The sequence below is a fragment of the Rothia sp. HMSC069D01 genome, assembly GCF_001810135.1.
Lineage (GTDB): Bacteria > Actinomycetota > Actinomycetes > Actinomycetales > Micrococcaceae > Rothia.
In genome coordinates this window covers 850,270-864,634 of record NZ_KV800108.1, presented here as the reverse complement: position 1 = coordinate 864,634, position 14,365 = coordinate 850,270, and the positions used below count along the sequence as shown (strand labels likewise).

At 56.7% G+C, this 14,365-nt stretch carries 11 protein-coding genes and 1 pseudogene; all 12 read left to right on the top strand.

The window, feature by feature from the left end:
• Positions 1-300 precede the first annotated feature (300 nt).
• The 12 genes and pseudogenes from HMPREF2710_RS07835 (at position 301) to HMPREF2710_RS07790 (ending at position 14,212) form a co-directional block, all read left to right on the top strand.
• A complete protein-coding gene (locus HMPREF2710_RS07835) occupies positions 301-1,422 on the top strand; it encodes a tetratricopeptide repeat protein (RefSeq protein WP_049345317.1) in 1,122 nt (373 codons plus the stop codon).
• Positions 1,423-1,610: 188 nt separating this feature from the next.
• Entirely contained in the window at positions 1,611-2,648 is a 1,038-nt protein-coding gene (locus HMPREF2710_RS07830; protein ID WP_070600479.1) for an HAD-IIA family hydrolase, read from the top strand.
• The gene (locus tag HMPREF2710_RS07825) at positions 2,641-2,808 is read left to right on the top strand and encodes a hypothetical protein (protein ID WP_005506658.1); all 168 of its coding nucleotides are present in this window, start codon (positions 2,641-2,643) and stop codon (positions 2,806-2,808) included. The genes HMPREF2710_RS07830 and HMPREF2710_RS07825 overlap by 8 nt, the downstream gene beginning before the upstream one ends.
• Before the next feature lie 107 nt (positions 2,809-2,915).
• Positions 2,916-3,644, top strand: coding sequence for a TlyA family RNA methyltransferase (locus HMPREF2710_RS07820; RefSeq protein ID WP_049360431.1), 729 nt, complete (start codon positions 2,916-2,918; stop codon positions 3,642-3,644).
• Between the two features lie 217 nt (positions 3,645-3,861).
• Positions 3,862-4,182: pseudogene (gene merR, locus HMPREF2710_RS09305) on the top strand (Hg(II)-responsive transcriptional regulator); the annotation flags it as partial.
• A gap of 35 nt (positions 4,183-4,217) precedes the next feature.
• Positions 4,218-5,876 carry a mercury(II) reductase gene (gene merA / locus HMPREF2710_RS09300; protein WP_080976711.1) on the top strand — a complete coding sequence of 553 codons (1,659 nt, stop codon included), beginning with the start codon at positions 4,218-4,220 and terminating at the stop codon, positions 5,874-5,876.
• Between the two features lie 324 nt (positions 5,877-6,200).
• Positions 6,201-7,238, top strand: coding sequence for an NAD kinase (locus HMPREF2710_RS07815; RefSeq protein WP_141746627.1), 1,038 nt, complete (start codon positions 6,201-6,203; stop codon positions 7,236-7,238).
• Between the two features lie 19 nt (positions 7,239-7,257).
• Positions 7,258-8,976 (top strand): DNA repair protein RecN, encoded by a 1,719-nt coding sequence (recN, locus tag HMPREF2710_RS07810; protein WP_005506652.1) that lies wholly within the window; start codon positions 7,258-7,260, stop codon positions 8,974-8,976.
• 340 nt (positions 8,977-9,316) lie between these two features.
• Positions 9,317-11,011: a CTP synthase gene (locus tag HMPREF2710_RS07805; protein ID WP_070600477.1), complete on the top strand. Its 1,695-nt coding sequence runs from the start codon at positions 9,317-9,319 to the stop codon at positions 11,009-11,011.
• A gap of 161 nt (positions 11,012-11,172) precedes the next feature.
• Entirely contained in the window at positions 11,173-11,847 is a 675-nt protein-coding gene (locus HMPREF2710_RS07800; RefSeq protein WP_049358681.1) for an NUDIX domain-containing protein, read from the top strand.
• A gap of 93 nt (positions 11,848-11,940) precedes the next feature.
• Positions 11,941-13,257, top strand: coding sequence for a tyrosine recombinase (locus HMPREF2710_RS07795; RefSeq protein ID WP_070600475.1), 1,317 nt, complete (start codon positions 11,941-11,943; stop codon positions 13,255-13,257).
• 94 nt (positions 13,258-13,351) lie between these two features.
• Complete coding sequence (locus HMPREF2710_RS07790) at positions 13,352-14,212, top strand: ParA family protein (protein ID WP_005506637.1); 861 nt, start codon at positions 13,352-13,354, stop codon at positions 14,210-14,212.
• Positions 14,213-14,365 lie beyond the last annotated feature (153 nt).

The following is a 14,365-nucleotide window of genomic DNA, read 5'->3' as shown; positions in this document are numbered from 1 at the left end:
TACTGCACTTTTGTGGGTGTGGGAGAGTAGGTTATTGCCGCTTTATTATTCAATAGCCCCGGCTTCGCCGGGGCTATTTTTGTTTGGGGAGGTCGTTAGGCCTCCCCATTTGTCTTTAACATCCCATCAGTACGGGTGCACGGAAGGTGCTCTCTATACTAGAATGGTATGGCTTATGTTTAGGCATTAGCGGGTGTATCTAAAACACCCCTCATAGAGTTGATGCCTCAGGCAGCGGTTCGCCCGAATCGACTGCATACCCTACCCGCCCACACTGGCGGATACCTCCCAAGGAGATTCATGTCTGAGACCCCCCGTCACGAGTCTAACGGCTCCGGCCCCCGCCAGCACCGCAAGAACAGCGGAGGAAAGGACTTCCGCTCCAAGAAGGGCGGCAAGAACTTTGGCGGCAAGGGCGGTTTCAAGCGTAACGACCGCGGAGGCAAGAAGTTCGACGGCCGTCGCTCCGACTCCCGATCCAAGGCACCTCGCTCCAACGGTCCCGAGGCTGAAGTACCTCGCGAAGAAGTACGCAGCATCGGTGGCCGTGCAGGCTACCGCCCCGCAAAGCCCAAGGCACCGGAAATTGATGACGACATCACCGGTCGCGAGCTGGACGGCGCAACCTTCCGTCAGTTGCGCGCCCTGGAACCTCGCAACGCAGAAACCGTCGCAAAGCACCTCGCCATGGCTGGTCGCTACCTCGACATCGACCCCGAATTTGCGCTGGAACACGCCGTTGCCGCATCCCGCAGTGCAGGCCGTATTGCCGCAGTACGCGAAGCCGTTGGCGTCGCCGCATACGTTGCAGAAGACTTCGAACTGGCACTGCGCGAACTGCGCACCCACCGCCGTATTAGCGGCTCCGTAGACCACCTGGCACTGCTGGTGGACTGCGAACGCGCGCTCGGCCGCCTGCCCAAGGCAATGGAAATGATTGCAGAATTCAAGAAGGAAGAACTGCCCGCTAACGTGCGCGTAGAGCTCGCCATCGTTGAATCCGGTATCCTCAGCGATCAGGGCAAGAAGTCCGAGGCCGTCGTAGCGCTGCAGATTCCTCAGCTGAACCCCAAGCGCGCCTTCGAGTACAGCCCCCGTCTGTTCAGCGCATACTCCGACGCGCTGGCTAACGCAGGCCGTAACCAGGAAGCAGAACGCTGGGCACGCCTCGCATTCATGGCAGAAGCAGCACTGGGCCAGGGCAATTTCGCAGAACCCGAAATCTTCGACATGTTCGGTGAAGCTGGCCTCTTCGAGCAGGAAGAGAAGTCCGTAGAACTCACTGAGACCGCAGAAGAAGCTGAAGAGACCGCTGAAGCTTCCGCAGAAGAGGAAGCAATCGAAACTGCAGAAGAAGTAGCTGAGGACGAGAAGACCGAAGCTCCCAAGACTGAAGAAGCAGAAGAAACCTCCGCAGAATAAGACTGCAGAGAATCTAAGAATTCTAAATACGTGACCTAAGTGTCAGCGTGAAACCGCTGGACGCCACACCCAAGCAGGGGAGAGCGTCCAGCGGTTTTCCATATAATCGCCCGAAGGCGACAACGCTAGAGTGTCTAACAGGTACGATTAATAGCGACAACCGCCAGAGCCCCCGAGAGGAACACTCTATGACCACGAACGCACTCCTATCCCGCTACGATGCCCTCCTCTCCGATCTGGACGGCGTAGTCTACGCGGGTCCCTTCGCCATCGAAGGTGCGCCCGAAGCGCTCAACCGTGCCGAAGAAGAACTCAACGTACCGGTCATCTTCGTCACCAACAACGCATCGCGCTCCGTTGAATCCGTAGCAGAGCACCTGCGCGAACTGGGCGTGCACACCCGAGCAGAACGAGTCGTCAGCTCCGCACAGGCAGGCGCCGCGCTGCTCGCACAGCACGTACCCGCAGGCTCTAAGGTACTCATCACCGGCACCGATGCCCTTGCCGACTGTGTGCGCGACGCAGGCCTGGAACCCGTACGCACCGAAGCAGAAGGTCCCGTAGCCCTCATCCAGGGCTTCAACCCGAAGATGGGCTGGGAAGACCTCGCGGAAGCCGCCTACACCCTCGCAAACCCCGATGTACTGTGGATTGCAACCAATACCGACCAGACCATCCCCAAGGAACGCGGCCAGGCGCCCGGTAACGGAACCCTCGTTGCGGCAGTGGCAACCGCCTCACGCCGCACCCCGCTTGTCGCGGGCAAACCCGAAGCACCCATCTTCCACACCGCGGCAAAGGCCGTGAACTCCAGCCGCCCCGTCATCGTGGGTGACCGCCTGGACACCGACATCCTCGGCGCCAACAACGCAAAGATGGACGGTGCCCTCGTCCTCACCGGCGTACAGACCTACCAGGACGTCATCGAGGCCGTGCCGAACCAGCGTCCGACCTATATTCTGCGCACCCTCGAGGACTTCTTCGCGCCCTACCCCGAAATTGAGGTGCTCTACGAAGGGTACGAAGTCATCGCAACCGGCCCCACCTGGCAGGCACGAGTTCGCGGTGAAAACCTGAGCCTGACCGGCCCCGAGATTGAAGACACCGAAGCATTCGCGGGCAGCGAGAGCGAAGCCGAAGCATGGCGCGTAGCCTGCGCAGCATGGTGGGCAGCAAACCCCGAACAGGGCGCACGCCCCAACATCCAGGGGATTCCTGGTGCCTAAAGAACCGGAGACTAATAGCACGGCAGAGGAAACCGCTGAGCTTGATGCAGAATTCGAGCGCCAACTCGCGGCGACCCTCGCCATGGACCCCGTAGAGCGTGTCAAGCGCCTCGAAACGATGAGTGAGCAGCTGGAGAAAGACCTCGAAAACCTCTCCTAGTTCGCGGCGGTGTCACCTCAGAACAGCAATGCTCTGAGGTGACACTAGATAACCCGTCACCAGACGATGACATCACCAGACGACGACAGAAAGAAGACAAGGACACCGTGCGCCTCGATAAATACCTGGTCGAAGCCGGATTCGTGAGTTCCCGAACCCTCGCCGCAAAACTCATCGCGGCAAGGGACGTGCAAGTCAACGGCAAGGTTGCGCGCAAAGCGTCCATGCTCGTGGGCCCGGAGGACACCCTCTACGTGCGCCAGAGCGAGCTGACCGAATACGTCAGCCGCGCAGGGCACAAGCTCGCCGGTGCCCTCGACGCGTTCCCCGATATCGAGGTAGAAGGCAAGCGTTGCCTGGACGCGGGAGCATCCACCGGAGGCTTTACCGACGTGTTGCTTCGTCGAGGAGCCGCCCACGTAGCCGCCGTTGACGTAGGACACGGGCAGCTCGTGGACGCGCTACGCGAAGAACCGCGAGTCGGCGTGTACGAAGGACTCAACGTTCGCTATATGAAGCCCGAAGACATTGGTGGGCAGGTCGAACTGACGGTTTCTGACCTCTCGTTCATCTCGCTGACCCTGGTTATGGAGGCGCTAGCGAACGCCACCGAAACCGGCGGCGACCTGGTGCTCATGGTCAAGCCGCAGTTCGAGGTCGGCAAGCATCGCATCGGACGTGGGGGAGTGGTGCACGAAGAATCCGCCCGCCGTGAAGCAGTAGAAAAAGTTCAGGCATCTGCGGTCAGCCACGGATTGCGTGTGATGGGTATGGAACCCAGCCCGCTCCCCGGACAGGACGGCAACGTAGAGTACTTCCTATGGTGCAAAAAATAAAGGGTCTTCGGAATATATAGTGGAATTACTTTCTTAATAGTTTAAAAACAACTGGTGTTTAAATCGGATTTTCTGGTGGGATGTTAGGATAATCAATAGTATTATATAAAAGTATCAATCACATACGAGTGATACTTTGGGAAAAAAATAAAATAGTCCAATTTACTTGACCGTGTACTATGGTACATGGTTTATAATATTCAGGGGGTGAAATAAGATGATTTATCGCATTAGTGAGTTTGCAGATAAATGTGGAGTTAATAAAGAAACAATCAGATATTACGAGCGAAAAAATTTATTACAAGAACCTCACCGAACGGAAGCTGGTTATCGGATATATTCATATGATGACGTTAAGCGTGTTGGGTTTAATAAACGAATACAGGAACTTGGTTTCTCTTTAAGTGAGATTTATAAATTACTTGGTGTTGTAGATAAAGATGAAGTTCGTTGTCAAGATATGTTCGAATTTGTTTCTAAAAAACAAAAGGAAGTGCAAAAACAAATAGAGGATTTAAAACGAATTGAAACTATGTTATAATAGAAACATTAACAAACGAAAGGAGCTTTTTTATGAATAAATTTAAGGTAAACATTTCAGGAATGACTTGTACGGGTTGTGAAAAACACGTAGAATCAGCACTTGAAAAGATAGGTGCTAAAAATATTGAGTCTAGTTATCGTCGTGGTGAAGCAGTATTTGAACTGCCCGATGATATTGAGGTTGAAAGTGCAATAAAGGCGATTGCTGACGCAAATTATCACCCGGGCGAAGCAGAAGAAATACAAGTGCAATCGGAAAAAAGGACAGATGTAAGTTTAAATGATGAAGGTAACTATGATTATGATTACATCATCATCGGTTCTGGTGGAGCTGCCTTTTCATCTGCCATTGAAGCCGTTACTTTGAACGCAAAAGTGGCTATGATTGAGCGTGGAACGGTGGGTGGAACTTGCGTTAATGTCGGATGCGTTCCTTCTAAGACCTTATTAAGAGCAGGGGAAATCAATCATCTAGCAAAAAATAATCCATTTGTGGGATTACACACTTCGGCTTCAAGTGTTGATTTAGCGCCATTAGTAAAACAAAAGAATGATTTAGTAACCGAGATGCGAAATGAAAAATATGTGAATTTAATTGATGATTATGGTTTTGAATTAATAAAAGGTGAAGCAAAATTCGTAAATGAAAATACAGTTGAAGTAAATGGCAATCAAATCACAGCCAAAAGATTTTTAATAGCTACAGGTGCTTCTTCAACTGCACCTAATATTCCCGGATTAGATGAAGTAGATTATTTAACAAGCACTAGCTTATTGGAATTAAAGAAGGTTCCAAATCGTCTTACCGTAATTGGTTCAGGATATATCGGCATGGAATTAGGACAACTATTTCATAACCTCGGGTCAGAAGTCACTTTGATTCAAAGAAGCGAGCGTCTATTAAAAGAATACGATCCTGAAATTTCAGAAGCCATTACTAAGGCCTTAACAGAACAGGGAATTAATTTAGTAACAGGTGCAACCTATGAACGAGTTGAGCAAGATGGAGACATTAAAAAAGTTCATGTTGAGATAAATGGTAAAAAGCGAATTATTGAAGCAGAACAATTGCTAATTGCCACTGGAAGAAAACCAAATACAGAATCATTAAACTTACATGCAGCAGGCGTTGAAGTTGGTTCCCGTGGTGAAATTGTCATTGATGATTATCTTAAAACGACCAATTCCCGAATTTATTCAGCTGGAGATGTCACTCTCGGTCCCCAATTTGTTTATGTAGCTGCTTATGAAGGTGGACTTGCTGCTCGTAATGCAATCGGAGGACTAAATCAAAAGGTCAATTTAGAAGTGGTTCCAGGCGTTACGTTTACTTCTCCATCGATTGCAACGGTTGGTTTAACGGAGCAACAGGCAAAAGAAAAAGGATATGAAGTGAAAACATCGGTATTGCCGTTGGATGCTGTTCCAAGAGCGCTCGTTAATCGGGAAACAACAGGTGTTTTCAAATTAGTGGCAGACGCGAAAACATTGAAAGTGTTAGGGGCGCATGTAGTGGCAGAAAACGCAGGAGACGTAATTTATGCAGCAACATTAGCTGTGAAATTCGGTTTAACTGTTGGAGATCTGAGAGAAACGATGGCTCCATATCTAACAATGGCAGAAGGATTGAAGCTGGCTGTCCTAACTTTTGACAAAGATGTTTCGAAATTATCTTGCTGTGCAGGCTAAGGGAACTTTTTTACAACTCCCTATTCAACGGTGTCGAAAGTAAATATAGTGCCGAAAATAAATAGTGCTAAGGCAGTCTGAGAGAAACCGCTCGGTAACGCAGGACGCGTTGAGGGCGGGGCTTTCTCAGGCTGCCGCGCTATTCGCAGGTATTTTTACAGGTATTTTTACAGGTATTTTAGAGATACCCCAGCCGTACGCTATTCGAAATAATTTTCTAAAAATATAGCTCTTTAGAAAATCTTCGAGAACATATTCGGTATGATAGGTGTAGATACACCATCTCAACATCCCGATCTCAACACCCGATGGGAGAGAGTCGTTATGGCAGAACACGAAAGCCACGCACCGCAGGAAGCAACCGCACAGGTAGTTGCCGCAGGTGCGCGTCATAGTTCCGAATACCACAGTTTCGAACGTCATGGTTTTGAAGACTCGGTGGAACAACGTCACCGTAAGATTCTCGTCTTCGCCCATGTGGGGCGCAAAGAAGCACGAGATGCCGCCCGACAGGCATGCACCCAGCTCTACGAAGAGGGACTCGCACCCGTCATGACTCGCTCCGATCTGGAAACCCTGAGCGAAAACTGGGACGAGCCCGTCCCCGTGCAGGTCGTCCATGAATCCGTGGCGCTCATCGATATTGAACTCGGTGTGGTGCTCGGCGGTGACGGTTCGATTCTTCGTGCCGCAGAAATGGTGCGCCGAACCAGTGTTCCGCTCATCGGTGTGAACCTGGGGCACGTCGGCTTCCTCGCCGAATCCGAAGAGAGCGACCTGACCGAAACCGTTCGCTGCATCGTCAACAACGAATACACCGTTGAAGAACGCATGGCAATCGACGTGGAAGTCTGGAATGACGGCAAACGCGTGCACAGCGACTGGGCGCTGAACGAAGCCAGCGTCGAAAAGGGCAACCGCGAAAAAATGATTGAAGTCATTATCGAGGTGGACTGCCGCCCGCTCAGCAGCTTCGGCTGCGATGGCGTGGTCATGGGAACCCCCACCGGTTCGACTGCCTACGCTTTCTCCGGTGGCGGCCCGATCGTCTGGCCCGAAGTTGAAGCAATTCTCATGGTGCCGCTCTCGGCTCACGCGCTCTTCGCGCGCCCGCTGGTGGCGGCGCCGACCTCCACCCTGGCGGTAGAAATGATGCCCGGAAACGGCGCCTCCGGCGTGCTCTGGTGCGATGGCCGCCGAACCGTGGAGCTGGACCCCGGCTCCCGTATTGAGGTGCGACGCTCCGAAAAGTCGGTGCTGCTCGCCCGTATTCACCCGGCTCCCTTCTCTGAGCGACTGGTGCGTAAATTTGAGCTTCCGATCCGTGGCTGGCGCGGCCCGCAGGACACCGAGAAGCACTAAAGAAAAGGAATGAACGTTCGTGATTGAGGAAATCCATATTCGAGACCTCGGCATCATCACCGATGCGAGGCTCCCCCTCGAACCCGGATTCTCCGTGCTGACCGGCGAAACCGGCGCAGGTAAAACCATGGTCGTCACTGCCCTCGGCATGCTCCTGGGCGCCCGATCCGACGCATCCAGCGTGCGCAACGGCGCCAAGAGCGCCCTCGCCGAAGCAGTCATTCGCCTGCCCCACGGGCACCGCGCCCTTGAGCTTGCTGAAGAAGCCGGCGGCACCGCCGAAGACATCGACGAACAGACCTCCGAACTGCTTCTGGCACGCACCGTCAACGCCTCGGGGCGCTCCCGCGCCCACGTCGGCGGTTGCTCCGCACCCATCGGAACCCTGTCTCAGATTGGTCAGACTCTTGTCGCAGTCCACGGCCAGTCCGATCAGTTGCGCCTCAAGTCTGCGGCGGAACAGCGCCAGTCCCTCGACCTGTACGCCGGCGAAGAGCTCGCCAACCTGCTTGAGAAGTACCGCGAAAACTACGAACGATACCGCGCCGCCGCAGCAGAGCTCAAGGAAGTACGCGAAAACTCTCGCGCACGCGCCCTCGAAGCGCAGACCCTGCAGGGCGCCCTCGAAGAAATTAGCGCCGTCAACCCGCAGGCCGGGGAAGAAGAAGAGCTCAAAGCCGAAATGGTGAAGCTCATGAACGTTGAAGCACTACGCATTGCCTCGGCGACCGCCTCCGCAGCGCTCAGCGGTAGCGAATACTCTACCGGTGATGAGCAGAGCGTCATGAGCCTGCTCGATGCAAGCCGCTCCGCGCTACAGGCGCAGGCAGACGCTGATGAAGAGCTTGCCTCCCTCGCGGCGCGCGTCAACGAATTGTTGATTCTTGCCACCGATATCTCCTCGGATTTGTCCTCCTACATGGCCTCCCTGGATGTTGAAGGTCCCGAACGTCTGGCACAGGTGCAGACTCGCCGCGCCCAGCTGGCGACCCTCACCCGCAAGTACGGTGCCGATATTGCCGAGGTTCTCGAATGGGCCGAAGAATCCCGTGCACGCCTTGAGACCCTGGTAGACGACCCGCAGCGACAGGAAACCCTGGAAACCGAACTGGTACAGCTACGTAAGGTGCTCGGCGCCCAGGCAGAAGAGCTGACCGCCCTGCGCCGTGCCGCCGCGCAGAAACTGGCGGATGCCGTCAGTGAGGAGCTTACTGCTCTTGCCATGCCGAACGCCTCCCTGGTCGTGGAGGTTGCCGAAGCTGAAAAGTTCTCGGTGCACGGTCGAGACACCGTGACCTTCATGCTGGCCCCGCACCGAACTGCCGTGCCGCGCCCGCTCGGTAAGGGCGCCTCCGGTGGTGAGCTTTCCCGCGTGATGCTCGCCCTGGAGGTAGTGCTTGCCGAAGTGGATCCCGTGCCCACCTTCATCTTCGATGAGGTGGACTCCGGTGTGGGTGGTAAGGCAGCTATCGAAATCGGTCGCCGCCTTGCCATGCTCGCCCGACACGTGCAGGTTCTGGTGGTCACCCACCTGCCGCAGGTTGCCGCCTTCGCGGACCAGCACATCCTTGTGCTGAAAAATGATGACGCGTCCCTCTCGAAGGTCAAGGTACTTTCCGAAGAGGAACGCGTGGTGGAACTGGCGCGAATGCTCTCCGGGCACGATCAATCAGAATCGGCACGAGAGCACGCCCGCGAGCTGCTGGCAGCCGGTCGAGAAGTGCCGCAGGGGCGCTGAAACTGACGGCAAACCTGCAGGGAAATACATTGGGAAAGTGCTGGCAAAAGCGTCGAAAGATAGCATCTTTCGCACTAAAGACCATCAAAGGGACTGAAGTGCGCGAGCATGCCCCGGAAAGTTGTCAGTACAGCCCAAGCCGGTGACCAACAGTGGTGCATGGAGTGCGGAGGATGTGAGATACTCTGTGCATACTCCTACACCTGCGTCTACACGGCGCGGCGGGAATATTAAAGCCCCCGCTCCGTTTACAGTGGTGATAAGGACAAATAGGGGAGGGAAAACCGCCTGAGAGAATCCTCTCGCGGCAAAACCCTCTGCTTGGATAGCAGACAAGAAAATGGTAGGCTTAAATTCCGTGGTGAATGAAAAAAATAACGCTCTGAACGCGTCCTCTAACGACAAGGTAACCCGCCAGATTTTCGTGACCGGCGGCGTTGCATCTTCTCTCGGTAAGGGCCTGTCGGCCTCTTCCCTCGGTCAGCTTCTTCGCGCACGTGGCCTCTCTGTGACCATGCAGAAGTTCGACCCCTACCTGAACGTCGATCCCGGTACGATGAACCCCTTCCAGCACGGTGAAGTCTTTGTCACCGACGACGGTGCTGAAACCGACCTCGACATCGGACACTACGAGCGCTTCCTGGACGAAAACCTCGACCAGTCCGCTAACGTGACCACCGGCCAGGTCTACTCCTCCGTTATCGCAAAGGAACGCCGCGGCGAATACCTCGGCGACACCGTCCAGGTCATCCCTCACATTACCGACGAAATCAAGGCCCGCATGCGTCACGCAGCGGAAATTGACAACGCACCCGACATCATCATCACCGAAATCGGTGGTACCGTCGGCGATATCGAGTCCCTGCCCTTCATGGAAGCAGCACGCCAGGTACGCCGCGATGTTGGCCGCAAGAACGTCTTCTTCCTGCACGTCTCCCTGGTGCCCTTCATCGGCCCCTCCGGCGAGCTCAAGACCAAGCCGACCCAGCACTCCGTCGCAGCACTGCGCGGCCTGGGTATCCAGCCTGACGGTCTGATCCTGCGCTGTGAGCGTGAGGTTCCCGTATCGCACCGTACCAAGATCGGTAACGCATGCGACGTGGACAGCGACGCAGTCATCTCCTGCGCCGACGCACCCAGCATCTACGACATTCCCAAGACCCTGCACAGCCAGAAGCTCGACGACTACATCCTCGACTACTTCGGCATTGAGGCTCCCGCACCGGACTTCACCCAGTGGGACCGCCTGCTCGACGCAGTGCACCGCCCCGCAGCAGAGGTCAACGTTGGCCTGGTCGGTAAGTACATCGACCTGCCCGACGCATACCTGTCCGTCTCCGAGGCTCTGCGCGCCGGCGGCTTCGCAAACAACGTGAAGGTCAACATCAAGTGGGTTGCAGCCGACCTGTGCGCAACCGACGAAGATGCAGACCACCAGCTGCGCAACATGGACGCAATCCTCGTGCCCGGCGGCTTCGGCATCCGCGGCCTGGATGGCAAGATCGGCGCCCTCAAGTACGCACGCGAGCACAAGCTCCCGACCCTGGGCATCTGCCTCGGCCTGCAGTCCATGGTCATCGAGTACGCACGCAACGTACTGGGTCTGACCGAAGCATCCTCCACCGAGTTCGATCCGGAAACCTCCGTACCGGTCATCGCAACCATCGAAGAGCAGAAGCAGTTCGTCGAAGGTGCAGGCGACCTGGGCGGCACCATGCGCCTGGGCCTGTACAAGGCAAACCTCGTTCCCGGCTCTCAGGTTGCTAAGGCGTACGGTGCAACCGAGGTTGCAGAGCGTCACCGCCACCGCTACGAGGTGAACAACGAGTACCGCGAGCAGCTTGAAGAAGCAGGCCTGCGTATCTCCGGTACCTCCCCGGACTCCTCGCTGGTCGAGTACGTGGAACTGCCCGCAGAGGCACACCCCTACTACGTGGCAACTCAGGCACACCCCGAGTACCGCTCGCGTCCGACCCGCCCGCACCCGCTCTTCTCCGGTCTGATTAAGGCTGCTCTGGAGCGTCGCGGCGCCTAACATCCGTGGTACCTAACATCTAGGTACAAACGTTCAGCATCCCGCTCACCCCGCACAGGGGTCAGCGGGATGCTTTCGTTTAAACCCGAACGTGCTTTAAACCGTGCCCGCACCTGACGCGCCAAACGTAGCGGGGCTAAGAAGCCGCCTACAATGAAAGAATGAGCAACAACCAGCAGATTATTGATGTACCCTCCGAACGCACCATCCGCACCCGCACTGTGAAGTACAGCGGCTACGTGATCGAAACGACCGTTGAAGAGTACGAGCTTAACGAAAACACCGTGCTGACCCGCGACGTCGTGGAAATGCCCGGCGCCGTCGCCGTGGCGGTCCTCAACGACAACAACGAACTGCTGATGCTAAACCAGTACCGCCACCCGGTGCGCATGAACCTTTGGGAAGTACCCGCTGGACTGCTCGACATCGATGGTGAAGACCCTCTGGTCGCCGCGCAGCGCGAACTCGCCGAAGAGGCAGACCTGCAGGCAGAAACCTGGAACGCACTGACCGACTACTTCAGCAGCCCCGGCGCAACCAGCGAAGCAGGCCGCGTCTACCTGGCGCGTAACCTCTCGGAACTGCCCGCCGAAGAACGTAGCGAACGCACCGATGAAGAAGCAGAAATGACCTACCGCTGGGTGCCCCTCACCGAGGCAGTACAGCTGGTGCTGGGCGGAAAGGTTCATAACGCGCTCGCTATCCAGGCGGTACTCGCCACCTACGCGGCTGCGCAGAACAACTTTGAAGGCCTGCGCCCCGCCGAGGGTGGCTGGGAGTTCCACCCCTACATGGGACAGCGCCGCGAAAAGCCGGAGAACTTCCGCAACCACTAAGAACGGAACAGGGGGGCGGGGGAGTAGCCTCGCCTACGGCAAGCCCAAATATCAAGAGGCCCAAACATCAACAGAACCGACAGAGGAGATAGCGTGAAGCAGGCAAAAAGCACGGTGAGCAAGACATTCCGCGGCGCGGGTCTGCTCGGCGTGACCTCTTCTGCCGGTTCTTCCGTGCTGGGTTCTTCTGCCCTGGGTGCTTCCCACCAGGAGGCGCAGACCCCGCTCCAGAGAGCAATCGAGCAGTACCTCATCCACCTGCGCGTGGAACGAGGAAGCAGCGAGCACACCATCGCCTCCTACGCGCGCGACTTGCGACGATACAGCGCCTACATGGCGACCCTCGGCGTCATCGACCCCGAACGCATCACCACCGCGCAGGTGCGTTCCTTCATGCGGGAACTCGCCGCCCCCACCGTGCCCCTTGCTGGATTCGTTGCCGGATTCGAAGCGGGGGAGAAGGACAACCAGAACGCCCGGGAAGCTCGGGAAGCGCAGGAAGAAGCCGCAGAATCGCTGGCGCTGATGATCGCCTCCGAATCGGGGCGAGGGACAGGAAACGGGCGTGCTGAGAAAGGTCGTGTCGGGCAGCCGGAGAAAGCCGGGGCACCAGAAAAAGAAACGCCAACCGTTGAAGGTTCGCCGAGCCTGCCCCTGCCCTTGGGGTCGAACTCCATCGCCCGCACCATGGCGGCAGTCCGCGGAGCACACGCCTTCTGGGTCTCCGCGCTCATCGTGCCCACCGACCCGGCGGCACCGGTCACCCCGCCCAAGAACGTTAAGCGCCTACCCAAAGCAGTCAGCGTAGAAGACATCCAGCGGCTACTCGCCGTACCTGACCGCGAAACCGCCACTGGGCTACGCAATCGAGCCATCCTCGAATTCCTCTACGCCACCGGCGCGCGTGTGAGCGAAATGCTTAATGTCGATATCGACGACGTGCACTTCGAGGGAACCCTCACCGACGAAGACGGCAACCAGGTCACTCTGCCCGGCTACGTTCGACTCTTCGGTAAGGGAAACAAAGAGCGACTCGTACCCATTGGTAGCTACGCCCAAAAAGCAATCCAAGACTACCTGGTGCGTGCCCGCCCCTCCCTCGTAGCTCACGGTAAAGGCACCGCCGCGCTCTTCGTCAACGGACGAGGCGGCAGACTCGGACGCCAAGGCGCCTGGCTCATCCTCAAAGAAGCCGCCGAAGCCGCCGGGCTCAGCTCCGACTTCTCGCCGCACTCCATGCGCCACAGTTTCGCAACGCACCTGTTGCAGGGCGGAGCCGATATTCGTGTGGTGCAGGAACTGCTCGGGCACGCCTCCATCGCGACCACGCAGGTGTACACGAAGGTCACGCCCGAGGGGCTCATGGAGGTGTACCGCATGGCGCATCCGCGTGCTCACGAGAGGGGATAAAACCCCGTCAATCCGCGGAACAGCCGCTCTTGAGGTAACCTTATAGACAACGCTTAAACTTTAAAACTTCGAATTCATTGATGAAGGTGAACCATTGACTGAAGCTCAGGCTCAAGAACTCGGCCCCACCGGTCGACCCCTGCGCGTATACCCCGACCCGGCTCCGCTGAGCAGCCACGGTCCCGCCCGCATTATCTCTATGGTGAATCAGAAGGGCGGCGTGGGTAAGACCACCTCCACCATTAACCTGGGCGCGGCGCTGGCAGAATGCGGCCGTAAGGTGCTGCTGGTCGACTTCGACCCGCAGGGTGCTCTCTCCGCCGGTTTCGGTGCGAACCCGCACGAACTGGACCTGACCGTCTACAACGTCATGATGGACCGCAAGGTCGACATCAAGGACGTCATCCTGCCTACCGGCGTGGAGAACATCGACCTGCTGCCCGCCAACATTGACCTCTCCGCAGCTGAAGTCCAGCTGGTCAACGAAGTGGCTCGCGAGCAGGTTCTCGCCTCGGCACTGCGCAAGGTCCGCGACGAATACGACGTCATCCTCATCGACTGCCAGCCCTCCCTGGGCCTGCTGACCGTCAATGCACTGACCGCTTCCGAAGGCGTCATCATCCCGTTGATTTGTGAGTTCTTCGCGCTGCGCGCCGTCGCACTGCTGGTCGACTCCATCGAGAAGGTGCAGGACCGCCTGAACCCCGACCTCGAAATCTCCGGCGTACTTGCCACCATGTTCGATGCCCGCACCATCCACTCCAAGGAAGTTCTGGCACGCATCGTCGACGCATTCGGCGACAAGGTCTTCGACACCGTCATCAAGCGCACCGTGAAGTTCCCGGACGCATCGGTGTCCGCTGAGCCGATTCTCAGCTACGCCTCCAGCCACCCCGGCGCGGAAGCATACCGCCAGGTGGCACGCGAACTGATCTACAAGGGCGGCGCACGCTAAAGCCCCCACACCTATACGCCCTCTGCTGAGGTGACTCTCACCCTTGAGTCACACCGGCAGAGGGCGTATAATTGTGTGGATTCTAAAGACCCCCGCACACTACTCGCCCCGAAAATAGGCGAAGTAGAAGCCGCATCTGAGACGGCACCACAA

Excerpts from the sequence above, each read along its gene's own strand:
- HMPREF2710_RS07835 (WP_049345317.1), top strand. The coding sequence starts at position 301 with ATGTCTGAGACCCCCCGTCACGAGTCTAACGGCTCCGGCCCCCGCCAG.
- HMPREF2710_RS07830 (WP_070600479.1), top strand. The coding sequence starts at position 1,611 with ATGACCACGAACGCACTCCTATCCCGCTACGATGCCCTCCTCTCCGAT.
- merA (WP_080976711.1), top strand. The coding sequence starts at position 4,218 with ATGAATAAATTTAAGGTAAACATTTCAGGAATGACTTGTACGGGTTGT.
- HMPREF2710_RS07815 (WP_141746627.1), top strand. The coding sequence starts at position 6,201 with ATGGCAGAACACGAAAGCCACGCACCGCAGGAAGCAACCGCACAGGTA.
- HMPREF2710_RS07805 (WP_070600477.1), top strand. The coding sequence starts at position 9,317 with ATGGTAGGCTTAAATTCCGTGGTGAATGAAAAAAATAACGCTCTGAAC.
- HMPREF2710_RS07800 (WP_049358681.1), top strand. The coding sequence starts at position 11,173 with ATGAGCAACAACCAGCAGATTATTGATGTACCCTCCGAACGCACCATC.